The organism is Streptacidiphilus sp. MAP5-3, assembly GCF_041262505.1.
In the GTDB taxonomy this organism is placed as follows: domain Bacteria; phylum Actinomycetota; class Actinomycetes; order Streptomycetales; family Streptomycetaceae; genus Streptacidiphilus.
Genome location: NZ_JBGCCL010000013.1, coordinates 177783 through 198920, shown reverse-complemented (window position 1 = coordinate 198920; position 21138 = coordinate 177783). Strand labels below are relative to the sequence as shown.

The 21138-nt window shown below is 70.8% G+C and carries 22 protein-coding genes and 1 pseudogene; 6 read left to right on the top strand and 17 right to left on the bottom strand.

Going from position 1 to position 21138, the window contains the following annotated elements:
- Positions 1-221: 221 nt before the first annotated feature.
- The 10 genes and pseudogenes from whiA to uvrA form a co-directional block, all read right to left on the bottom strand.
- Positions 222-1202, bottom strand: coding sequence for a DNA-binding protein WhiA (whiA, locus tag ABH928_RS20985; protein ID WP_370068665.1), 981 nt, complete (start codon positions 1200-1202; stop codon positions 222-224).
- Complete coding sequence (gene yvcK, locus ABH928_RS20980) at positions 1193-2179, bottom strand: uridine diphosphate-N-acetylglucosamine-binding protein YvcK (protein WP_370068663.1); 987 nt, start codon at positions 2177-2179, stop codon at positions 1193-1195. Before yvcK ends, whiA begins: the two co-directional genes overlap by 10 nt.
- Before the next feature lie 96 nt (positions 2180-2275).
- Positions 2276-3184, bottom strand: a complete 909-nt coding sequence (gene rapZ, locus ABH928_RS20975; RefSeq protein ID WP_370068692.1) for an RNase adapter RapZ — start codon at positions 3182-3184, stop codon at positions 2276-2278.
- A 138-nt stretch (positions 3185-3322) separates the two neighbouring features.
- Positions 3323-5266 (bottom strand): excinuclease ABC subunit UvrC, encoded by a 1944-nt coding sequence (uvrC, locus tag ABH928_RS20970; RefSeq protein ID WP_370068690.1) that lies wholly within the window; start codon positions 5264-5266, stop codon positions 3323-3325.
- 159 nt (positions 5267-5425) lie between these two features.
- Positions 5426-5686: a hypothetical protein gene (locus tag ABH928_RS20965; protein ID WP_370068661.1), complete on the bottom strand. Its 261-nt coding sequence runs from the start codon at positions 5684-5686 to the stop codon at positions 5426-5428.
- A 30-nt stretch (positions 5687-5716) separates the two neighbouring features.
- Positions 5717-5974, bottom strand: coding sequence for a hypothetical protein (locus ABH928_RS20960; protein ID WP_370068659.1), 258 nt, complete (start codon positions 5972-5974; stop codon positions 5717-5719).
- A gap of 38 nt (positions 5975-6012) precedes the next feature.
- Positions 6013-7197 (bottom strand): WXG100 family type VII secretion target, encoded by a 1185-nt coding sequence (locus ABH928_RS20955; RefSeq protein ID WP_370068657.1) that lies wholly within the window; start codon positions 7195-7197, stop codon positions 6013-6015.
- A gap of 16 nt (positions 7198-7213) precedes the next feature.
- Complete coding sequence (locus ABH928_RS20950) at positions 7214-7543, bottom strand: hypothetical protein (RefSeq protein WP_370068655.1); 330 nt, start codon at positions 7541-7543, stop codon at positions 7214-7216.
- A gap of 126 nt (positions 7544-7669) precedes the next feature.
- The gene (locus ABH928_RS20945; RefSeq protein ID WP_370068653.1) at positions 7670-8128 is read right to left on the bottom strand and encodes a Rieske (2Fe-2S) protein; all 459 of its coding nucleotides are present in this window, start codon (positions 8126-8128) and stop codon (positions 7670-7672) included.
- 162 nt (positions 8129-8290) lie between these two features.
- Positions 8291-11203, bottom strand: a pseudogene (gene uvrA / locus ABH928_RS20940) (excinuclease ABC subunit UvrA); the annotation flags it as partial.
- A gap of 290 nt (positions 11204-11493) precedes the next feature.
- Between uvrA and ABH928_RS20935 the strand changes: the two are divergent.
- Together ABH928_RS20935 and ABH928_RS20930 are read left to right on the top strand one after the other, a co-directional pair.
- Entirely contained in the window at positions 11494-12228 is a 735-nt protein-coding gene (locus ABH928_RS20935; RefSeq protein WP_370068651.1) for a maleylpyruvate isomerase family mycothiol-dependent enzyme, read from the top strand.
- Positions 12229-12232: 4 nt separating this feature from the next.
- Positions 12233-12883, top strand: coding sequence for an MBL fold metallo-hydrolase (locus ABH928_RS20930; RefSeq protein ID WP_370068649.1), 651 nt, complete (start codon positions 12233-12235; stop codon positions 12881-12883).
- Between the two features lie 51 nt (positions 12884-12934).
- Here ABH928_RS20930 and ABH928_RS20925 read toward each other — a convergent pair whose 3' ends face one another.
- From ABH928_RS20925 to ABH928_RS20910, 4 genes are all read right to left on the bottom strand, one after another.
- Positions 12935-13069: a hypothetical protein gene (locus ABH928_RS20925; RefSeq protein WP_370068647.1), complete on the bottom strand. Its 135-nt coding sequence runs from the start codon at positions 13067-13069 to the stop codon at positions 12935-12937.
- A gap of 494 nt (positions 13070-13563) precedes the next feature.
- Positions 13564-13791 carry a hypothetical protein gene (locus tag ABH928_RS20920; RefSeq protein WP_370068645.1) on the bottom strand — a complete coding sequence of 76 codons (228 nt, stop codon included), beginning with the start codon at positions 13789-13791 and terminating at the stop codon, positions 13564-13566.
- 127 nt (positions 13792-13918) lie between these two features.
- Positions 13919-14113 carry a hypothetical protein gene (locus ABH928_RS20915; protein ID WP_370068643.1) on the bottom strand — a complete coding sequence of 65 codons (195 nt, stop codon included), beginning with the start codon at positions 14111-14113 and terminating at the stop codon, positions 13919-13921.
- A 117-nt stretch (positions 14114-14230) separates the two neighbouring features.
- Positions 14231-14434, bottom strand: a complete 204-nt coding sequence (locus tag ABH928_RS20910) for a cold-shock protein (RefSeq protein ID WP_370068641.1) — start codon at positions 14432-14434, stop codon at positions 14231-14233.
- A 562-nt stretch (positions 14435-14996) separates the two neighbouring features.
- Here ABH928_RS20910 and ABH928_RS20905 point away from each other — a divergent pair.
- Complete coding sequence (locus ABH928_RS20905) at positions 14997-15236, top strand: hypothetical protein (RefSeq protein ID WP_370068639.1); 240 nt, start codon at positions 14997-14999, stop codon at positions 15234-15236.
- A gap of 59 nt (positions 15237-15295) precedes the next feature.
- Here ABH928_RS20905 and ABH928_RS20900 read toward each other — a convergent pair whose 3' ends face one another.
- Positions 15296-16750 (bottom strand): sensor histidine kinase, encoded by a 1455-nt coding sequence (locus ABH928_RS20900; RefSeq protein WP_370068637.1) that lies wholly within the window; start codon positions 16748-16750, stop codon positions 15296-15298.
- Positions 16747-17472 carry a response regulator transcription factor gene (locus tag ABH928_RS20895; RefSeq protein WP_370068635.1) on the bottom strand — a complete coding sequence of 242 codons (726 nt, stop codon included), beginning with the start codon at positions 17470-17472 and terminating at the stop codon, positions 16747-16749. Before ABH928_RS20895 ends, ABH928_RS20900 begins: the two co-directional genes overlap by 4 nt.
- Before the next feature lie 421 nt (positions 17473-17893).
- On the opposite strand from ABH928_RS20895, the gene ABH928_RS20890 reads away from it, so the two are divergent.
- The 3 genes from ABH928_RS20890 to ABH928_RS20880 all read left to right on the top strand — a co-directional run bounded on the left by ABH928_RS20890 (position 17894) and on the right by ABH928_RS20880 (position 20732).
- Positions 17894-19279, top strand: a complete 1386-nt coding sequence (locus ABH928_RS20890) for a ferric reductase-like transmembrane domain-containing protein (RefSeq protein WP_370068634.1) — start codon at positions 17894-17896, stop codon at positions 19277-19279.
- A gap of 89 nt (positions 19280-19368) precedes the next feature.
- On the top strand, positions 19369-19917 hold the full coding sequence (locus ABH928_RS20885; RefSeq protein WP_370068632.1) for an FMN-binding protein: 549 nt from the start codon (positions 19369-19371) through the stop codon (positions 19915-19917).
- 98 nt (positions 19918-20015) lie between these two features.
- Positions 20016-20732, top strand: a complete 717-nt coding sequence (locus ABH928_RS20880; protein ID WP_370068630.1) for an FAD:protein FMN transferase — start codon at positions 20016-20018, stop codon at positions 20730-20732.
- Positions 20733-20860: 128 nt separating this feature from the next.
- Here ABH928_RS20880 and ABH928_RS20875 read toward each other — a convergent pair whose 3' ends face one another.
- A complete protein-coding gene (locus ABH928_RS20875) occupies positions 20861-21064 on the bottom strand; it encodes a cold-shock protein (protein WP_370068628.1) in 204 nt (67 codons plus the stop codon).
- Positions 21065-21138 lie beyond the last annotated feature (74 nt).

Here is a 21138-nt window from a genome sequence, read left to right as displayed (position 1 = left end):
GGGGGGCCCCCCCCCCCCCCCCCCCCGCGGGGGGGGGGGGGGGGCCCGGGGGGGGGGGGGGGGGGGGGGGGGCCCCCCCGGGGGGGGGGGGGGGGGGGGGGGGGGGGGGCCCCCCCCGGGGGGGGGGGGGGGGGGGGGGGGGGGGGGGGGGGCGGCCCCCCCCCCCCCCCCCCCCCCCCCGCGCCCCTGAGCACAGTGCGACTACCTGCAAGAGCGGACTGTCAGCCGGCGACCATCTCTTCCGTCAGGCTCTGCTCCGTGTTCGGCAGGCCCAGTTCGATCGCTCGCTTGTCGGCCATCGCCAGAAGGCGGCGGATCCGGCCCGCCACCGCGTCCTTCGTCAGGGGCGGGTCGGCGAGGGAGCCCAGCTCCTCCAGGGAGGCCTGCTTGTGCTCCATGCGCAGGCGGCCCGCGGCCGCCAGGTGCTCGGGGACCTCGTCGCCCAGGATCTCCAGCGCCCGCTGGACCCGCGCGCCCGCGGCAACCGCCGCGCGCGCCGAGCGGCGGAGGTTCGCGTCGTCGAAGTTGGCGAGCCGGTTGGCCGTCGCCCGGACCTCGCGCCGCATCCGGCGCTCCTCCCAGGCCAGCACCGACTCGTGCGCGCCGAGGCGCGTCAACAGCGCGCCAATCGCATCACCGTCACGAATGACCACCCGGTCCACCCCGCGGACCTCGCGGGCCTTCGAGGGGATGCCGAGCCGCCGCGCCGCGCCGACCAGCGCGAGCGCCGCCTCGGAGCCGGGGCAGGTGATCTCCAGCGAGGAGGACCGGCCCGGCTCGGTCAGCGAGCCGTGCGCGAGGAACGCCCCGCGCCACGCCGCCTCCGCGTCACAGGTGGCCCCGGAGACCACCGCCGGGGGAAGCCCCCGGATCGGGCGTCCGCGCCCGTCCACCAAGCCCGTCTGCCGGGCCAGCAGATCGCCGTCCTTGACCACCCGCACCACGTACCGACTGCCGCGGCGCAGCCCGCCGGGGGCCATCACCACCAGGTCCGAGGAGTGTCCGAAGATCTCCAGCAGGTCCTTGCGCAGTCGCCGCGCCGCGACACCGGTGTCGAGTTCCGCCTCGATCACGATGCGTCCGCTCACAATGTGCAGACCGCCCGCGAAGCGCAGGATCGACGACACCTCCGCCTTGCGGCAACAAGCCCGGGTGACGGGAAGCCGACTGATTTCGTCCTTCACAGCTGCCGTCATCGCCATGGCGCGATCCTTCCATGCGTTCTGAAGATCCGGTCGTACGCTGCGGCCAGAAGCTCCGGGTCGTGTCGCGCGCCGTCACCGGCGGCGACGGGCGCCAGCACCAACTCGGCGCCCAGGCGCTTGGCCGCGTCCCGCAGCGCCTCGGTGTCCGCGACGGCCCCGACGGCGTCGAGATCGGCGAGGACGAAGTCCAACTCCACACCGCGGGCGTGCTCCAGGAACACCTCCAGGTGCCGCTGCGGCGAGAAGCCCTCGGTCTCCCCGGGCTGGGCGACCAGGTTGAGCGCCAGGACCTTGCGCGCCTGCGTGGCAGCCAGGGCGTCCCGCAGTTGGGGAACCATGAGGTGCGGCAGCACGCTGGTGAACCACGAGCCCGGGCCGAGGACGACCCAGTCCGCGGCACGGACTGCCGTGACCGCCTCCGGGACTGCGGGCGGGTCCTCCGGCAGCAGCCGGATCGCCTCCACGGTACCGGGCGTGACCGCGACCTCGGCCTGGCCGCGGACGGTGCTGAGCTCCTCGGGTCGCGCCGGGTCCAGGCCGCGGACGGTGGCCTCGATGTGCAGCGGCACCGCGGACATCGGCAGCACCCGGCCGTGCGCGCCCAGCAGGCGGCCGACCCACTCCAGCGCGAGGACCGGGTCGCCGAGCTTCTCCCACAGGGCGACGATCAGCAGGTTGCCGACCGCGTGGCCGTGCAGGTCGCCGTCGCTCTGGAACCGGTGCTGGATCACCTCGGACCAGGTACGGCCCCACTCGTCGTCCCCGCACAGCGCCGCCAGGGCCTTGCGCAGGTCACCCGGAGGCAGCACGCCGAGCTCGTCGCGGAGCCGACCGCTGGAACCGCCGTCATCCGCGACGGTGACCACCGCGGTGAGCTCCCCGGTGAGCCTGCGCAACGCGGAGAGCGAGGCGGACAGGCCCCGGCCGCCACCGAGCGCGACGATTCTCGGGGCGCGGCGGCTGCCGCGCCTCATCTGCCGGAGAGGACCGCCGCCGCCGCTGAAGCTACCCGCCACCCGCGCCCCTATCACTCTTCGAGGCGCGCGTCCGTCAACCGCGTCCGCGCACCGTCACTCACGCCCCATGTCCCGGTGGACCAGCACCGTCTCCAGGCTGTCGGCGCTGAGGCGCTTGGCCAGCCGTTCCGACATCGCCACGCTGCGGTGCTTTCCTCCGGTGCAGCCTACGGCAATCGTCATATAGCGCTTTCCCTCGCGGCGATACCCCTCGGTGACGATCCGCAGCAGTTCCACATAGCCGTCGAGGAACTCCTTGGCGCCCGGCTGGTCGAAGACGTAGCGGGCCACCTCCTCGTCGGTGCCGGTGTGGGAGCGCAGCTCGGGGACCCAGTGCGGGTTGGGCAGGAAGCGGCAGTCGACCACCAGGTCGGCGTCAACCGGCAGGCCGTACTTGAACCCGAACGACATCACCGTGGCGCGGAGTTCGGGCTCCTGCTCGTCGGCGAAGTGGGCGTCCATCTTGGCGCGCAGCTCGTGGACGTTGAGGTTGGAGGTGTCGATGACCAGGTCGGCCTCGCCGCGCAGCTCGCGCAGCAGCTCGCGCTCGCGCTCGATGCCGTCCACGATCCGGCCGTCACCCTGGAGCGGGTGCGGACGGCGGACGTTCTCGAACCGGCGGACCAGGGCGTCCTCGGAGGCCTCCAGGAAGACCACCCGGAGCCGGACCCCGCCCTTCTCCAGTTCGTCCAGGGCGGAACGCAGGTCGTCGAAGAAGCTCCGGCCACGGACGTCCACGACCGCGCTTATCCGGGCGACGGCGCCCTGCGAGCGCGCGCCCAGGTCGACCATGGTCGGTATCAGGGCGGGCGGCAGGTTGTCGACGACGAACCAGCCGAGGTCCTCCAGGCACTTGGCGGCGGTGCTGCGTCCGGCGCCTGACATGCCGGAGATGATCACCAGCTCCGGGACCTCGGAACTGTCCGTCGCCTCGCCCGTGTCGGACTGCGGCTCCAGAGGCAGCTCCGGCGGCGTCTGCGCTTGCCTTTCAGGATCCGGCGTACTCACTACATCTCCCCGCTTTCGGTCGCATCAGTACAAACAACGCTTGCGGTCGTCTGCGGCTTCCCCTAGTCACTCCATGGAGTGACGTTACTGGGATCAGGTGACGTTTTCTCCGTCCGACTCTTCCAAAATCTCCCCTGTGGTCATGTTGACTGCCGGTGCTGCCGGTTTCCTGGCGGCCAGCGCGGCGACCACGGCCTCGGCCGTGCGGCGGCCGACACCGGGGACCTCGCAGATCTCGTCGATCGTGGCGGCGCGGAGTTTCTTCACCGAGCCGAAGTGCTTGATCAGCGCCTGCCGTCGGGCCTCCCCGAGGCCGGGCACGGTGTCCAGCCCGCTGGCGGTGGCGCGCTTGCCGCGCTTCTGGCGCTGGTAGGTGATCGCGAACCGGTGCGCCTCGTCGCGGACGCGCTGCAGCAGGTAGAGGCCCTCGCTGGAACGCGGCAGCACGACCGGGTCGTCCTCGTCCGGCAGCCAGACCTCCTCCAGCCGCTTGGCCAGACCGCACAGGGCGACGTCGGTGACGCCGAGCTCGGTCAGCGCCAACTGGGCGGCGGCGACCTGCGGCTGGCCGCCGTCGACGACGATCAGCTGCGGCGGGTAGGCGAAGCGGCGGGCCTTGCCGGTCTCCTCGTCCTTGGGCGGGGCGTGCTCCTGATGCCGGAACCGGCGGGTGATCACCTCGTGCATGGACCGGACGTCGTCCTGGCCCTCGAAGCCCTTGATCGCGAAGCGCCGGTACTCGCTCTTTCGGGCCAGCCCGTCCTCGAAGACGACCATGGACGCGACCACGTCCTGGCCCTGGAGGTGGGAGATGTCGTAGCACTCGATCCGCAGCGGCGCGGTCTCCAGCCCGAGCGCGTCGGCGATCTCCTGCAGGGCGACGCTGCGGGTGGTGAGGTCGGCGGCGCGCTTGGTCTTGTGCAGGGCGAGGGACTGGGCGGCGTTGCGCTCCACCGTGGTCATCAGCTCGCGCTTGTCACCGCGCTGCGGGACACGCAGGTCGACCTTGGCGCCGCGGCGCTCGGCCAGCCAGGCCAGCACCGGCTCGACCGGCTCCGGCAGCGCGGGCACCAGCACCTCACGCGGGACGCCCTCGCCGCGCTCCTCGCCGTAGAGCTGGAGCAGCGCGTGCTCGACCAGCCCGGCGGTGTCGACCTGCTCGACCTTGTCGGTGACCCAGCCGCGCTGGCCGCGGACCCGGCCGCCGCGCACATGGAAGATCTGCACCGCGGCCTCCAACTCGTCCTGGGCCAGGGCGAGCAGGTCGGCGTCGGTGCCGTCGGCGAGCACGACGGCGTTCTTCTCCATGGCGCGGCGCAGCGCCTCGATGTCGTCGCGCAGCCGCCCGGCCTTCTCGTACTCCATCTCGGCCGCGGCCTCGCGCATCTGCGTCTCGAGGCGCCTGAGGTAGCCGGCGGCGTGGCCGGACATGAAGTCGCAGAACTCCTCGGCCAGTTCGCGGTGGTCCTCGGCGGAGATCCGCCCGACGCAGGGCGCGGAGCACTTGCCGATATACCCGAGCAGACAGGGCCGCCCGATCTGCTCGGCCCGCTTGAACACACCGGCGGAGCAGGTGCGCACCGGGAAGACGCGCAGCATCAGGTCGACCGTCTCCCGGATCGCCCAAGCATGGCCGTAGGGCCCGAAGTACCGCACGCCGCGCTTCTTCGGCCCACGCATCACCTGGACGCGCGGGAACTCCTCGTTCAGGGTGACGGCGAGCGAGGGATAGCTCTTGTCGTCCCGGTACTTGACGTTGAAGCGCGGGTCGAACTCCTTGATCCAGCTGTACTCCAGCTGGAGCGCCTCCACCTCGGTGCCGACCACCGTCCACTCGACCGAGGAGGCCGTGGTGACCATCGTCCGGGTGCGCGGGTGGAGGCCCGCCAGATCCTGGAAGTAGTTGGCCAGCCGCTGGCGCAGGCTCTTCGCCTTGCCGACGTAGATCACCCGCCCGTCGGCGTCCCGGAACTTGTACACCCCGGGCGAGTCCGGAATCTGCCCTGGCGCGGGCCGGTAGGTGGACGGGTCGGCCATCACTTCCCCCATGCGTGCGGACTGCCACCGACCGACTCCCGCGCGGTCGTGACATGCGTGGACACCGCTACGGGAACCCCCCGCAGCGACACCTACGACCCTAGCGCGCAGGTCTGTCAGATCCGCGTCTGTTCCCAGGTCCGGGCGCTTGTCCCTCTCCTACGCGAGCCAGAAGCCGAGGGCGGCGAGGGCAGCGCCGACGAGAAAGAGGAGCACGCCCGGACCGCGCTCGGAGGACTTCCGCGCCGTGGCGCCCAGCTTGACGGCAAGCACGAGGCCGCCGACGGCCAGCAGCACGCCGAGCGCGATCAGCGGGACACCCGCGAGCAACCCCCAGTGCATGCTGCCGTGCCCACCGCCGCCCTGCGGAGGCAGGTTGCCTCCGGCGAGCTGCAGAGGGGCATTGGTGGTGTCGGACATGGATTCCTTTCAGCTGGCGGCGACTGGCTGCTAGGCGAGCCAGAAGCCGAGGGCGGCGAGGACAGCGCCGATGAGGAGCAGCAGCACGCCGGGCACGCGGTCGGCGGGCTTCCGCGCCTTGCCCCTAATCTTCACGGCGTACAGAACGCCGCCTCCTGCAAGCAACAGGCCCAGCACGAACAGCGGGACACCGACGAAGACCCACCAAGGAAAGGGGCTGTGACTATTAGGGTCGGGGACCACAATGAGTCCCGGGACCAGCAGCGGCCCAGCAGCAACGGCGGACATGGGTTTCCTTTCAGCACACCCGCGTGCGCGGGCGGAGCTCACTGGGCCGGGCTCTGGTTCGCGAGCTGCTGCTGCTCCTGCTGGAGGTTCTGCAGATCGGACTCGACCCCGGAACCGGCGTTGTAGACAGCCGTGTTGTCCGCAGTCCCGACCGAGAACTTGAACGCCTCATCGAGCCGCTTCCCCTGTTCGCTCAGGTTCTCGCCACCGAACTTGCCCTGCTCCGTCAGGCCGTCGATCTTCCCGTCGACGCGCGCGTTGCCGACCGCGCCGGTGACACCGGCGGTGAGCAGGTCCTCGGCGACGCCACTGCCGCTCTTGGCCTGCTGCTGGTTGGGGTGGAAGTACTCGTCCAGCCCGGTTCCCGCCATGTTGCCGAGCGCCCCGCTGGTCAGGCTGCTGACCTTGCCACCGTTGCCGGACAGGAAGTCCCCAATCTTGCTGGCCGCCCCCGACCCGGCGCCGAGACCTCCGCCCAGCCCCGCGAACGCTGCCGAGCCGCCCGCCTCGACGGCGCCGTCCTTGAGGTCCGCGCCGAGGTTGACATGCTGACCGGAGAGCGCCTGATTGGCCGCCATGCTGGCCGTGTCCGCGACGAAGTTCCCGGCGAAGGACTTCCCCGCGTCGCCGAGCGCCTTTCCGGAGATCTTGGCCAGCGCGGACAGCACCTTGCTGAGCGTCGCGGCCGACTCCTCCGAGAGCTCGAACAGCTCGGTCAGCACCTCGGAGAGCTTGTCCGCCACCCTGCCGAACTGGGCCACCAGGTCGACGATCTTGGCGACCTTGGCGGCCACCGCCGTATTGGCGACCAGGTCGGAGAGGAAACCGGTGAAGGCCGACAGCACCGCGCCCGCGACCTCCATCTCCGCGATCTGCACGCAGATGTCGATGATCGACTCGTTGATCTGGTCGATCTCGGCGGCGTAACTGCGCAGGCCGCTGGCGGCCTTGTGCATGTTGGACGCGAAGTCGTCGAGCGTCTTGGCCTGCTGCTGCCAGTGCTGATCGAAGGCCTGCCGCGCCGAGCCGGACCAATCGCTCGTGCCGGTGTAGGACACCCGGGTGTTGAGCAGGTTGACCCGATTGGAGAGATCCGTGGCCATGGAGTCCCAGTCGGAGGCGATGGACCGCAGCGTGTCCCCGTCGCCCCCTGGCAGCTCCACGCCGAAGGCCTGAAGGACGTCCATGACATGGCTGTCGATCCAGCCGTTGATGTTCACCACCGTGGTCCCCCGACCCTCAGAAGCTCTTGTGCACGGCAACGAAGCCCTGCTGGGCCTGCTGCTCGTTGCCGTCGTAGGTCTCGATCGTCTGCCCGAGCTGCTCGGACTCGGCCTGCAGCGCTTCGGCAATCATGCCGAGCGCGTTCAGCGTGCTGTTCAGCAGGCTGGCGTACTGCTGGGAGGCGCCGTCGCAGGCGCCGAGGATGCCGAAGGCCTGACCGATCTGGCCAGCGGCCTCACCGAAGGAGACGGCGTCACCGGCCAGGCCGCTCGCCTCCTGGTTGAAGCTCTCCGACAGGAACTTCACACTGCTGTACGTGATCTCAAACTGAGTGCTGATGGGCATCCGAACCGCTCCCCCGTTGCGTGACGCGGGGAGCCTAACAGCCCGCTGTGACACGCCTCGCAGGCGCTTGGCACTCCATCACAACTGCTTCACGCGAGCGCCCCGCCACCGAGCGGCGGCGCTTCCTCAGCTGAAGGTGGCGACGAGCTTGCCGTTCTTGACTGCGAGCGGGATGGACGGCAGCGGCGCGGTAGCCGGGCCCTGGACGACGGAGCCGTCGGTCGTCTTGAACTCGCTGCCGTGGCACGGGCAGGAGATCACGCCGTTGGAGACGCCGTCGACCACGCAGCCGGCGTGGGTGCAGACGGCGCTGAACGCCTTGTAGCTGCCGGCGGTCGGCTGGGTCACGACGCACTGCTGCGCGCTGTAGAGCTTGCCGCCGCCGACCGGCACGTCGCTGGCCGCGCCGAGCGTCACCGGCCCCTTGGGCGCGGGCGTCGCGGAGCAGGCCGACAGCGCGACCACTCCGGCCCCCGCGAGACCGACGGCGGCGGCGCCGCGCAGCAGCTGTCGCCTACAGCAGCCCTCGGACGCGGGCGCGGCGACAGCGGCAGGGTCGGCGGGGGTGGTCATCTCGGTGCTCATCGCTGCACGCGCTCCAACGGGGTTCAGGCCCCCGCGGTCACGAAGGCATCGAGAGCCACGATAAGCCGCGCACCTGTGAGTCACGTTGGTGGGGGACGTGCCCTTACCCGGGGCGCGGCAGCTCTGCGGCTGAGCCCCGCGCCCCTGCGATAGGTGCAACTACTTCTTCGCCGCCGCCTTCTTCCTCACCGTCTTCTTGGGCTTCGCGGGCGCCGCGGCCTCGTCGAAGACGCGGTCCTCGCCGAGGATGTCGCGGAGGAACTTGCCCGTGTGGCTCTCGCCGACCGCGGCGACCTGCTCCGGGGTGCCCTCGGCGACGACCATGCCGCCGCCCGCTCCGCCCTCCGGGCCCATGTCGATGACCCAGTCCGCGGTCTTGATGACATCGAGGTTGTGCTCGATGACGATCACCGAGTTGCCCTTGTCCACCAGGCCCGTCAGCATCTTGATCAGCTTGCTGATGTCCTCGAAGTGCAGGCCCGTCGTCGGCTCGTCCAGGACGTAGATCGTCCGGCCGTTGCTGCGCTTCTGCAGTTCCGACGCGAGCTTGACGCGCTGCGCCTCTCCGCCCGACAGCGTCGTCGCGGACTGGCCCAGCCGGACGTAGCCGAGGCCGACGTCGACCAGGGTGCGCAGGTACCGCGCGATCGCCGGGACCGCCTCGAAGAACGCGAGCCCCTCCTCGATCGGCATGTCCAGGACCTCGGCGATGGACTTGCCCTTGTAGTGGACGTCCAGCGTCTCGCGGTTGTAGCGGGCGCCATGGCAGACCTCGCACGGGACGTAGACGTCCGGCAGGAAGTTCATCTCGATCTTGATCGTGCCGTCGCCCGCACAGTTCTCGCAGCGGCCGCCCTTGACGTTGAAGGAGAAGCGGCCCGGCAGGTAGCCGCGGACCTTCGCCTCCGTCGTCTCCGCGAACAGCTTGCGCACGTGGTCGAAGACGCCGGTGTACGTGGCCGGGTTGGACCGCGGGGTGCGGCCGATCGGCGACTGGTCGACGTGGACGACCTTGTCGACCAGGTCCGTTCCCGTGACCCGGGTGTGGCGGCCCGGCACGCTGCGCGCGCCGTTCAGCTCGCGCGCCAGGTGGGTGTAGAGGATGTCGTTGACCAGCGTCGACTTGCCGGAGCCGGAGACGCCCGTCACCGCCGTGAACAGGCCCAGCGGGAAGGAGACGTCGACGTCGCGCAGGTTGTGCTCACGCGCGCCGTGGACGGTGATCTTGCGCTTCGGGTCGAGCGGGCGGCGCATCTCCGGGAGCGCGATCGACTTGCGGCCGGAGAGGTACGCGCCGGTCAACGACTTCTTGTTGGCCAACAGGCCCTCGCGGGAGCCGGTGTGGACCACGTGGCCGCCGTGCTCGCCCGCGCCCGGGCCGATGTCGACGACCCAGTCGGCGGCGCGAATGGTGTCCTCGTCGTGCTCGACGACGATCAGCGTGTTGCCCAGGTCGCGCAGGCGGACCAGGGTCTCGATCAGGCGGTGGTTGTCGCGCTGGTGCAGGCCGATGGACGGCTCGTCCAGCACGTAGAGCACGCCGACCAGACCGGAGCCGATCTGCGTCGCCAGACGGATGCGCTGCGCCTCGCCACCGGAGAGGGTGCCGGCCGCGCGGTCGAGCGAGAGGTAGTCCAGGCCGACGTCGACCAGGAACTTGAGCCGCTCGTTGACCTCCTTCAACACCCGCTCGGCGATGGTCTTCTCACGGGCCGTCAGCCGCATCGCACCGAGGAACTCGGCGCAGTCGCTGATCGACATCGAGGAGATGTCGGAGATGGAGCGCCCCGCCATCTTGACGGCGAGCACGACCGGCTTGAGGCGCGCACCGTGGCACGCCGGGCAGGCGGTCTCGCGCATGTAGCCCTCGAAGCGCTCGCGCGCGCTGTCGCTCTCCGCGTCCACGTGACGGCGCTGGACGAACGGGACCGCGCCCTCGAAGCCGGTGATGTAGGAGCGCTCGCGGCCGTAGCGGTTGGTGAACTTGACCTCGATCTCGGTCTTGTGGCCGTAGAGCAGCGCCTTCTTGGCGCGCGCCGGCAGACCCGCCCACGGGATGTCGGTGCGGAAGCCCAACTCCTTGCCGAGGGCCTTGATCAGCCGCAGGTGGTAGTCCTTGATGTGGCCGTGTGACCAGGGGTGGACGGCGCCCTCGTCGAGGGACTTCTCCTCGTCGGGGACGATCAGCTCCGGGTCGACCTCCATCCGGGTGCCGATGCCGGTGCACTCCGGGCAGGCGCCGAACGGCGAGTTGAAGGAGAACGAGCGCGGCTCCAGCTCCTCGAACGACAGATCGTCGTAGGTGCAGTAGAGATGCTCGGAGTACATCCGCTCGCGCTCCGGGTCGTCCTCGGGGAGGTCGACGAAGTCGAGCACGACCGTGCCACCGGAGAGGCCGAGAGCCGTCTCCACCGAGTCGGTCAGCCGTCGCTGGGCGCTCTTCTTGACCGTGAGGCGGTCGACGACCACCTCGATGGTGTGCTTCTCCTGCTTCTTGAGCGTCGGCGGCTCGGTCAGCTGGATCGTCGTGCCGTCGACCCGGGCGCGGGAGTAGCCCTTCGTCTGCAGGTCGGCGAAGAGGTCGACGAACTCGCCCTTGCGGCCCTTGACCAGCGGGCTGAGGAGCTGGAACCGGGTGCCCTCGGGCAGCTCCAGCACCTTGTCGACGATCTGCTGCGGCGACTGCCGGGCGATCGGACGGCCGCACTCGGGACAGTGCGGGTGGCCGATCCGCGCGAAGAGCAGCCGGAGGTAGTCGTAGACCTCGGTGATCGTGCCCACCGTCGACCGCGGGTTGCGGGAGGTGGACTTCTGGTCGATGGAGACGGCCGGCGACAGGCCCTCGATGAAGTCGACGTCGGGCTTGTCCATCTGCCCGAGGAACTGCCGGGCGTACGAGGACAGCGACTCGACGTACCGCCGCTGGCCCTCGGCGAAGATCGTGTCGAAGGCCAGGGACGACTTGCCGGAGCCGGAGAGACCGGTGAAGACGATCAGGGAGTCGCGCGGCAGGTCGAGCGAGACGTTCTTGAGATTGTGCTCGCGAGCACCGCGGACGATGAGGCGGTCTGCCACGCTACTGCGCCCTTCAAAAGCGGGTGTACGGGGATGTACCCAGGGATGCGCCGAGAGAGGCGGGGTACGGAGAACCATTCCAGAGTAATGGGAGCACGTGTTCGATTTTTGAGGCAATCGATAGTGTTCGCCCGAACGGATGACACGCTAGCGCGTGGGGCCTCCACTCGTGGGAACGACGAAGAAGTGCTCCGGGACACGACCGACTGCGGTACGTGCGCCGACACCGGCCACGGCACGAGCGGTGACCGACGGAGCGACGGATGCAATCGGAGATGAGGGACCACAGATTGAGCATCGCACCCACCACTGACATTCCCGCCCTGGCCGAGTCGACCGCGCGCCTGCTGGCCACGGTCGAGGCGATGGACGAGGCGCAGCTCGGCGAGCCCTCGCTGCTGCCCGGCTGGACCCGTGGCCACGTGCTGGCCCACCTCGCGCGCAACGCCGACGGCCTGCTCAACCTGCTGACCGGGGCGCGGACCGGCGAGACGATCCCGATGTACGCGAGCCCCGAAGTCCGCGACCGCGACATCGAGGCCGGCGCCAAGCACTCCCTTGCCGAGCACATCGCCGACCTGCGCGCCGGCGCGGCCCGCTTCGACGCGGGCGTCGCCGCGATGACGGACGCCGCGTGGTCCGTCACGGCGGCCCACCGCCTCGGCCCGCTCCCGGTCGCCGAGGTCCCGGCGAAGCGGCGCAAGGAGGTCGAGTACCACCACGTCGACCTCGGTCTGCCGGACCGCTACTCCCCCGCCGACTGGCCCGCAACCTGGGTGGCGACGGAGCTGTCGCACGTCGCCGCGCAGTTCGCGGGGAACCCGGAGGTGGCGTCGATCGCGCTTGCGCCCGTCGGCGGGGAGGTCCTGACCACCGGCCGCTCGGCGGCCACCGCGGAGCTGACCGTCTCCGGCCCCGGCCACGCGCTGCTGGCCTGGCTGACCGGCCGGTCCGACGGCTCCACCCTCGCGGTCCTCGGCCAGGCCGGGACGACCGCCCTTCCCGCGCTCCCGCCGCTAGGCTGACCCCATGACGTACCACGGAGCGGTGAAGGTCGGCGGGGCCCCGGACGTCCGGGAGTTGGCGCATCTGGTGATCACCAAGATCGCCGTGGGCCCCATGAACAACAACGCCTATCTGCTGCGCTGCCGCGCGACGGACGAGCAGTTGCTGATCGACGCCGCCGCCGACGCGCACGCCCTGCTGGAGTCCGTCGGCGAAAACCTCGCCACCGTGGTGACCACGCACCGACACCAGGACCACTGGAACGCCCTCGCCGACCTCGTCCGCGCCACCGGAGCGCGGACGGCTGCCGGGCGGATCGACGCAGCGGGCATCCCGGTCCCGACCGACGTCCTGCTCGACGACGGCGACACGGTCCACGTCGGCCAGGTCCAGCTCACGGTCCGCCACCTGGTCGGCCACACCCCGGGCGCGATCGTGCTGCTCTACGACGACCCGCAGGGGCATCCGCACCTGTTCACCGGCGACTGCCTCTTCCCGGGCGGTCCTGGAAGGACGACAAATCCGGGTGAGTTCGCGTCACTGATGCACGACGTCGAGAGCAAGCTCTTCGACCCGTTGCCTGACGAGACGTGGGTGTACCCGGGCCACGGTGACGACACGACGCTCGGTGTGGAACGTCCGCACCTCGCGGAGTGGCGAGCCCGAGGCTGGTGATCCGCGTGGGGCCCCGTTCAGTGCGGGGCCCCGTTCAGTGGCGGGGCCCGTTCAGTGGGGGAAGGGCAGGACCCCGTCGATTGCGGAGATGATCCCGTAAAGGGTGCTGCCGATGGATGCGAAGACGGTGCCGGCGAAGGCGAGGGCGGCGGCGATGAAGATCAGCGGGAGTGGACCGGACGGCATCACAGGCTCCAGGGGTCAGGTGGGTGCTGTGGCCAGTGGAGCAGCCGGCAGTCGTCGGAGCGGGCAGGTTGGACCGTTCAGCGCGTGTCGACTGCTCCGGCTCCGCTGAAGTTCCCCGTCAGCGGGCCGCTTCGTCAGCGCTGGGCGTCAACCGTCGGCCCCCGATGTAAGCCTTGACCGGAGCCACCCGCTCCGCGAGGATCGGCGCCCGGTGGTCCTGCCGCGTCCCCCGTCGGCAGGGCCACCACCTCGTTGCTCTGACGCCAGGCAGCCTGCCCCTCAGGCAGACCTCACCCGGTGGCCACAGGGTTCGAAGTCCAGGATCGGACGTCCGCCGCCGCCTTCGAAGTTGATCGCGGACGGCGTCTCCGAGCACACCGGGCATTGCAGAAGATCACCGCGATGCACCCTCCGCACCAGGTCTGCGAACTGGTGGGAATCCAGCTCAGTGGGCTCTTGATCGGTCATGGTTCTCCCTGTCCGGACCCCCGTGATCACTCCCAGGTCTGCGAGTCGCCGCCCTCCCAATCGACCAGGTCGGGGTCCTCGACGTCCAAGCCCACGCGGCGGATGAGCTCGATCACGTCTTGCAGCCCGTAGGCCTTCCCGACGGGCTGGCCGAAGATGGTGACACGCCGGAACGGTAGTCCGGCCTCGGGGTTGACGACGTGGTGGACGACCACCCGTCCGCCACGCCGTTCCTCACCGTCCAGATCGCTCATGGTTCCAGCGTGTGACCCGCTCCCGGCTCACGCATCCGCGTCCACCCGGACGAGCGAACGGCCCCCGACGCCGCGGCGCAGGCGAGCGAAGCCGAGATGCCGACGGGCGAGTGAGTCGAGCAGCAAGCTACCGCGCGAGATGTTCGACGCTGAACACCGCCGCGGTATGCACCGCTGCCCTCATGCTCTCCACCGCGTGACGCGCCTCCGCCTCGCTGCGCAGGCCGGTCAAGGTGTACAGCTGCTCGCCGGTGTCATCGCGGACCAGCGTCAGCGTCCACTCGCCCGGGACGATCTTGGTGATGGTGAAGGAAAGCTTCATGTGTCACCCCCAGAGCTAGGGCCCGACACCGGGCAGGCCCGGTCCGGCCGACCGGACCGGTAGCAGAACGGCCCCGGCACCCGTGACGGGCAGCCGGGGCCTTCCGCGTTGCGTGGGTCAGCTCCGGACGACGTTCTCGGCCTGCGGACCCTTCGGGCCCTGGGCGACGTCGAAGGTCACCTTCTCGCCCTCCTGCAGCTCTTTGAAGCCGCCGCCGGTGATGGCGCGGAAGTGGACGAACACGTCCGGGCCGCCGCCGTCCTGCTCGATGAAGCCGAAGCCCTTCTCCGCGTTGAACCACTTCACAGTGCCGGATGCCATTGCGTTCTCCCGTTCGGGACGAGGGGCCTGTCTCGTCAGTACCCCTGGGGTTGGTCGCGTCCTCGAACTGCAGAAGAAGCGGTAACGCGGACAGCGAACTTCAGTGATCACGCTAACCGGTGATCCGCTGCTTCGCCTGGCAAGCGGCGCACCACCCGACTGGACGTGTCGAAGCCGAGCGGCCGACCGCCCTCGCCCTCACGTGGTGCCCGACCTCAGACGGCCTGTGGCTCCTGGGCCCGCGCCTCGCACGTGGGGCAGATGCTGTCGTTGCTCCGGGGAGTCGGAGGCCATGGTCCAAAAGCGGCGGGCACCGGATGCAGCGCGCGGGTGCTCTTCTCGCAGAGAGTCCACTGAGGACCGTCGGCAGCGTGGAAGACGCGCCAGCGAACCGGGCCGCCGGCAGCGGGGTCCAGACCCTGCTCTATCCACGTGACGACTCGCATAGCTCAACAATCGGCGTGGTGCCACGAGAGCGCATCCCGAGCAGGGCGATAGCCCCAAGGTCGGCAGTCGGGGCAGAGACCCGCGATGGTGGGCGGCGGCAGCGTAGGGTCGTGCCATGCCGACCGATGCGACCGATGCGAGGAATGGCCGGAGGCTGACCGCAGACGCGAGCGTGGTGGCCAAGCTCGGCGCGGAGCCGGGGCTTTGTGCGGCCTGCGCGCACGTGCACCTGAACGAGACCCGGCGTGGGACGGCTTATCTGCGCTGCACGCGCGCCGCGTGGGACGCGCGGCTGCCGCGCTACCCGCGTCTCCCCGTCCTGACCTGCTCGGGCTTCGAGCAGGGGTCCTCCTGACGTCGTCCCGGCCGCTGCCCGCGCCTCGGGTCGACTAGGGCCTTCCGCTCCTCGCGCTGCTACCCCCGCAGCCGCACCTCGAAGACCGTCCGGCCCGGCCGGGAGTCGACGTGGACGGAGCCGTCGTGCGCGGTGGCGACCGCGTGGACGATGGCGAGGCCGAGGCCGGTGGAGCCGGTGGCGCGGGTGCGGGCGCGGTCGCCGCGGACGAAGCGTTCGAAGACGTGCGGCAGCAGGTCGGGCGGGACGCCCGGGCCGGTGTCGGTGACCGTGAGCAGGACCGTGTCCGGCTCGGTGGCCGGGTCCGGGCGGGAGAGGGCGAGGGTGACCTCGGTGCCCGCAGGGGTGTGGGTGCGGGCGTTGGCCAGCAGGTTGGCGACGACCTGGCGGAGGCGGTCCGGGTCGCCGGTGATGAGGACCGGCTCCTCCGGAAGCTCCAGCCGCCACCGGTGCTCCGGGCCCGCCGCCTGCGCGTCCGAGGTGCAGTCGAGGGCGAGGCGGGTGAGGTCGACCTCGGTCGACGCCAGGGGGCGGCCCGCGTCGAGGCGGGCCAGCAACAGCAGGTCCTCGACGATCGCGCCCATCCGCAGCGACTCCGCCTCGATCCGCTGGAGCGAGTGGCGGACCGGCTCCGGGGTGGGCGTCGGATGCTGCAGCGCGAGCTCCGCATGGCCGCGGATGGAGGCGACCGGGGTGCGCAGCTCGTGGCTGGCATCGGCCGCGAAGCCCCGCAACCGCTCCTCGACGGACTGCCGTTGGGCCAGCGCATCCTCGACATGGCCGAGCATCCGGTTGAGCGCGACGCCGACCCGACCGACCTCCGTCTCCGGGTCCTGATCGGGGACGCGCTCGCGCAGCGCGACCTGGCCGCTGGCCAACGGCAGGCCGCTGACCCGCTCGGCGGTGCCGGCCACCCGCTCCAGCGGGCGCAGCGTCAGCCGCACCCAGAGCGTCCCGGCCACGGCGGTGATCGCCAGCGCGACCGCGAAGACCAGTACCTCAATCACGATCAACTGCCGGACGGTGCCCTCGACCTGACTGAGCGGCAGGCCGGTGACCAGGACGTCGCCCTCCTTGCCCGCCTGGGCCATCATCCGGTAGTCGCCCATGCCGTCCAGCCGTACCTCGTGGGGCGGGCCGCCCACCGGGAGCGCGGCAAGCCGCGCCTGGTCGTGGGCGTCGAGCTTCGGATGGTCGTCGGGGTCGCCCCCGACCAGGTCGTCGGCATCGCCGTCGACCACACCGCTTGCGGTGACCTTGCCGTCCACGAGACGCGCGCCGAAGGTCCCGATGGACTGGGCTCGGGTGTCACCGTGGCTCTCGTGCTCGAAGCTGGCGGCGTAGCGGCCCCCGGTGGCCACGAGTTGCTGGTCGACCTTGGCGACCAGGAAGCGGTGCAGTTCCGCGGTCGTCGCCAGCCCGACACCCGCGCAGGTGACCACCAGCAGCGCCAGCAGACCGGCGATCAGCCGTCCGCGCAGGGTGCGCGGCAGCCGTGGGCGGCGCAGCCTCACGCGGGGGCCTTGATCAGGTAGCCCGCGCCGCGGACCGTGTGGATCAGCGGCTCGCGGCCGTGGTCGATCTTCTTGCGCAGGTAGCTGATGTAGAGCTCGACCACATGGGCCTGTCCGCCGAAGTCGTAGGACCAGACCGCGTCCAGGATCTGGGCCTTGCTCAGCACCCTACGCGGGTGCTTGAGCAGGTAGCGCAGCAGTGCGTACTCGGTGGGGCTGAGCTCGATCAACTCGCCGCCCCGGCTGACCTCGTGCGAGCGCTCGTCCAGGATCAGGTCGGCCAGCGAGAGGGTCCCCTCGTCCGCGACCACCGGCTGCGGCTCGGCGCGACGGAGCAGGCCACGCAGCCGGACCACGACCTCGGCCAGGCTGAACGGCTTGGTGACGTAGTCGTCCCCACCCGCGGCGATCCCGCCGATCCGGTCCTCGACGGCGTCGCGCGCGGTGAGGAAGAGCACCCGCACCTCGGGCCGCTCGGCGTGGATCCGGCGCAGCACCTCGAGGCCGTCGAAGTCGGGCAGCATCATGTCCAGCACGACCGCGTCCGGGCGCCAGTGCGCGGCCAGTCGGACCGCCTCCTGACCGCTGGCCGCCCCCTGGGCCTCCCAACCCTCGTAGCGCAGGGCCCCGCAGAGGACCTCGACGAGGTCAGGCTCGTCGTCGACGACGAGGATGCGGCGCGGCGCGACGGCAGGGGTCTCCGGGGCGGTGGCGTGCGACATGGGGCCCATTCTGCGGCAGGTGGGTGGTGCAGCCATGAGAATGCCATGAGATCCCGCCCACGAGAAGCATTCGGAGCGCGTTGTTCGCATCCGTCCTGACCTGGGAAAACGCCAGGTAGATCGCTCTTTTGCCGTCCTCGCACTCATAGCCAACTGAGAATCTGCGCTGTCAGGGTTGCCCCAGGATCGGCACGGCCGCACCCGTACGAGGACACCTCACAGGGTCGCCACAGCGACTCGGTGCAGAGTGGCACCACCAGCACGGCGAGCGCAACGGCGCGCCAGTCGGCGCAGCGACGCGGCGGCTCTGCAAGCTCAGCAGCCGGGCGGCTCAGCAGTCGGGCGGCGCGGCACAGAGGGAACGGCGCGGCGAGCAGCAGGCGGCGGAACCGGTCCGGAGCACCAAGGAACGGAGGCACGGGTGGCAACAGCGACCCAGCAGCGCGGTACGCAAGCCCGCCGCGCCCACGCGAGCCGGCCCGGCGGCGGCGCGCTCCCGGTGGACACGGTGGCCCGGGCGGCACTGGCTGCGATCGCCTTCGGCGCGCTGATCGTGATCGGCATCTGGTGGAAGAACACCCTGGGCATCGTCGGCACGGACCAGTGGCTGACGAACGCCGGGCGGATAACCGGCCTGCTGGCTGGGTACGCCGCGCCGGTCCTGCTGCTGCTGATGGCCCGCATCCCGCTGTTGGAACGCGAGATCGGCTCGGACCGGCTGGCCCGTTGGCACGCCATGGGCGGGCGCTACATGGTCGGCCTGGTCACCGCGCACGTGCTGAGTGTCATCTGGGGCTACTCGATGACCGACCACACCAATGTGGTGGGTGAGGGCGTCACCATGGTGTTGACCTTCCCCGACATGGTGAAGGCCGCCATCGGCACGGTGCTGCTCTTCGCCACCGGTATCTTCTCGGCGCGCGCCGCCCGCCGGAAGCTCAGCTACGACACCTGGTACTACCTCCACCTGGCCACCTACCTGGCCATCGCGCTGGGCTTCGAGCACCAGCTGACCAACGGCGCAGACCTGGGCTCGGGCATCGGGCGGCTGTTCTGGTACGCGCTCTACGTCGGCACCGCCGGAGTCCTCGGCTGGTTCCGGCTGCTGCGGCCCTATCTGCAGGACCGCAGGCACCAACTGCGGGTCGCCGAGGTCCGCCCGGAGGGCGCGGGGACGGTCTCGCTCTTCCTGACCGGCAGGTACCTCGACGAACTGGGCGCGGAGGCCGGGCAGTTCTTCCGGCTCCAGTTCCTCGCCCCCGGGCTGCGGTTCGCCGCCAACCCGTACTCGCTCTCGGCCCCGCCGACCGCCGAGTACCTGCGGTTCACGATCAAGGACCTGGGCGGGCACAGCGCCGCCGTCGCCCACCTCAAGCCCGGCACCAAGGTGCGCGCAGAGGGTCCGTACGGTGCGTTCACCGCGCGGCGGCGCCGGTCGCGGCAGGTGCTGCTGCTGGCGGCGGGCGTGGGCATCACGCCGCTGCGGGCCCTCTTCGAGACACTTCCGGCCCGACCGGGCGAGCTGACGCTCCTCTACCGGGCCAGCCGCGAGGAGGACGTCCTCTTCCACCGCGAGCTGGTGGCGATCGCTCAGTCACGCGGCGCCAGGCTGCAGTTCCTGGTCGGCCCGCGCTCGGAGGTCGGCGATCCGCTGGAGCCGAGCACGCTCAACCGGCTGGTGCCGGGACTCGCCCGGCACGACGTCTTCCTCTGCGGGCCGGACCCGATGATGGAGAGCGCCGTCGCCGCGCTGACCGCCGCCGGGGTGCCCCGACGAAACATCCACCACGAGTCGTTCAGCTTCTAGCCCGCGACCCTCGCGACCCCCGCGAGCTTCCGCATTCCACGAAGCTGACCGACACGCCTGACCGACACGAACCCGATCAAGGAGCTGCCGTGCGCCGCGCCATCGTCACCACCACCGCCACCGCGGCCGGCGTCGTCCTGCTGCTCTCGCTCAAGCCGCACGGGTCCGCGTCGGCGGCCGGCGCGCCGGTCATCAGCTCGGGCTCCGGCTCCAGCTCCGGTACGGCGGCGAGCACGGGCGGCCAGCCGAACGGCACGGCCTCGTCGCCCGCCACGGGATCGTCGTCCGGCTCAGCCGGTTCGACCGGTTCGACCGCTCCGACGGCGGGCTCGTCGGGCTCGTCGGCGTCGGGTGCCAAGTCCGGCACCTTCACCGGCCAGGCCGCGGACACCCGTTACGGTCCGGTCCAGGTCCAGTTGGTCGTCAGCGGCGGGAAGATCAGCAACGTCAACGTGCTGCAGTATCCGAACGAGAGCCAGCGCGACATCAACATCAACAGCTACGCGCTTCCGACGCTCAACCAGGAGGTGCTCTCCCAGCAGAACGCGCAGATCGACATGGTCTCCGGTGCGACGTACACCAGCAACGGCTACCTCCAGTCGCTGCAGAGCGCACTCGACTCCGCCGGCATCAAGTGACGTCGGGGTCAGGGACGTCGGGGTCGGGGACGTCGGGGTCGGGGACGGCAGAGCAAGGAGGGTCAGCGCTGACCACTACTACTCATGCCGAACACGTCATGGGGACGGTGTTCTCGTTCGCGGTGCGCGACCCCTCCCCCGCCGTGGACGAGGCGCTGCGCGAGGCCGTGGCCCGGCTGCACGCGATCGACGCACTGTTCTCGCCCTACCGCGAGGAGAGCGAGTTGAGCCGGGTCGCCCGGGGCGAGCTCGCGCTCGCGGACGCGGACCCGGAGCTGGCCGAGGTGCTGGAGCGCTGCCGCGAGGTGGAGACGGAGACCGACGGCTGGTTCACCGCCTGTCCGGGCGGTCGGCTGGACCCGAGCGGGTGGGTCAAGGGCTGGGCCGTCAACGAGGCCTGTGCGCTGCTCTGTCGGGCCGGTTCGACGGAGCACTGCGTCAACGGCGGCGGGGACATCCAGTCGGTCGGCGGCCCCTGGCGGATCGGCATCGCGGATCCGGCGCGGCCCCGCAAGCTGGCGGCGGTGCTGGCCGGGCGGGACCTGGTCGTCGCCACCTCAGGGACGGCGGAGCGCGGCGCGCACGTCGTCAACCCGCACTCGGGCGAGGCGGCCACGGATCTGCTCTCACTGACGCTGGTCACCAACGGCCCCGGGCGGCTGGCCCGCACCGACGCGTGGGCCACGGCCGTCTTCGCCATGGGGCCGGAACGCGGGCTGGCCTGGGCGGAGCGGCAGCCCGATCTGGAGGCGCTGGCGATCCTCCCCGACGGCACCCGCCTGGCCACCAACGGCTTCCTGCGCTTCGCGGGGTGACCGCGTCTGCGTCGGCCGGCCATGCCGGTCCGTCCCGTCAGACGCAGAACGCCCCGCCCGGCAGAACCGGGACGGGGCGCTTGTGCCTCCCACTGCGGCCTGAGCTGTGGCTCAGGGCCGACCGGGGGTCAGACGATGGTGATGTTCTCCGCCTGCGGGCCCTTCTGGCCCTGGGTGACGTCGAACTGGACCTTCTGACCCTCCGCCAGCTCGCGGAAGCCCTGCGCGTTGATGTTCGAGTAGTGGGCGAAGACGTCGGCGCCGCCGCCGTCCTGCTCGATGAAGCCGAAGCCCTTCTCGGCGTTGAACCACTTGACGGTACCGGTCGCCATAATCTGCCTCTTCTGTTTCTGCGGACGTGCAAGCCAAGACCGTACACGCTTGGCGATCACTCGACCACGATCCG

Excerpts from the sequence above, each read along its gene's own strand:
- ABH928_RS20945 (WP_370068653.1), bottom strand. The coding sequence starts at position 8,128 with ATGAGCACCGAGATGACCACCCCCGCCGACCCTGCCGCTGTCGCCGCG.
- ABH928_RS20880 (WP_370068630.1), top strand. The coding sequence starts at position 20,016 with ATGGGGACGGTGTTCTCGTTCGCGGTGCGCGACCCCTCCCCCGCCGTG.
- ABH928_RS20895 (WP_370068635.1), bottom strand. The coding sequence starts at position 17,472 with ATGTCGCACGCCACCGCCCCGGAGACCCCTGCCGTCGCGCCGCGCCGC.
- ABH928_RS20920 (WP_370068645.1), bottom strand. The coding sequence starts at position 13,791 with ATGAGCGATCTGGACGGTGAGGAACGGCGTGGCGGACGGGTGGTCGTC.
- ABH928_RS20925 (WP_370068647.1), bottom strand. The coding sequence starts at position 13,069 with ATGCCGTCCGGTCCACTCCCGCTGATCTTCATCGCCGCCGCCCTCGCC.
- ABH928_RS20950 (WP_370068655.1), bottom strand. The coding sequence starts at position 7,543 with ATGCCCATCAGCACTCAGTTTGAGATCACGTACAGCAGTGTGAAGTTC.
- ABH928_RS20915 (WP_370068643.1), bottom strand. The coding sequence starts at position 14,113 with ATGAAGCTTTCCTTCACCATCACCAAGATCGTCCCGGGCGAGTGGACG.
- ABH928_RS20910 (WP_370068641.1), bottom strand. The coding sequence starts at position 14,434 with ATGGCATCCGGCACTGTGAAGTGGTTCAACGCGGAGAAGGGCTTCGGC.
- ABH928_RS20960 (WP_370068659.1), bottom strand. The coding sequence starts at position 5,974 with ATGTCCGCCGTTGCTGCTGGGCCGCTGCTGGTCCCGGGACTCATTGTG.
- ABH928_RS20875 (WP_370068628.1), bottom strand. The coding sequence starts at position 21,064 with ATGGCGACCGGTACCGTCAAGTGGTTCAACGCCGAGAAGGGCTTCGGC.
- ABH928_RS20965 (WP_370068661.1), bottom strand. The coding sequence starts at position 5,686 with ATGTCCGACACCACCAATGCCCCTCTGCAGCTCGCCGGAGGCAACCTG.
- uvrC (WP_370068690.1), bottom strand. The coding sequence starts at position 5,266 with ATGGCCGACCCGTCCACCTACCGGCCCGCGCCAGGGCAGATTCCGGAC.
- yvcK (WP_370068663.1), bottom strand. The coding sequence starts at position 2,179 with ATGAGGCGCGGCAGCCGCCGCGCCCCGAGAATCGTCGCGCTCGGTGGC.
- whiA (WP_370068665.1), bottom strand. The coding sequence starts at position 1,202 with ATGGCGATGACGGCAGCTGTGAAGGACGAAATCAGTCGGCTTCCCGTC.
- ABH928_RS20905 (WP_370068639.1), top strand. The coding sequence starts at position 14,997 with ATGCCGACCGATGCGACCGATGCGAGGAATGGCCGGAGGCTGACCGCA.
- ABH928_RS20930 (WP_370068649.1), top strand. The coding sequence starts at position 12,233 with ATGACGTACCACGGAGCGGTGAAGGTCGGCGGGGCCCCGGACGTCCGG.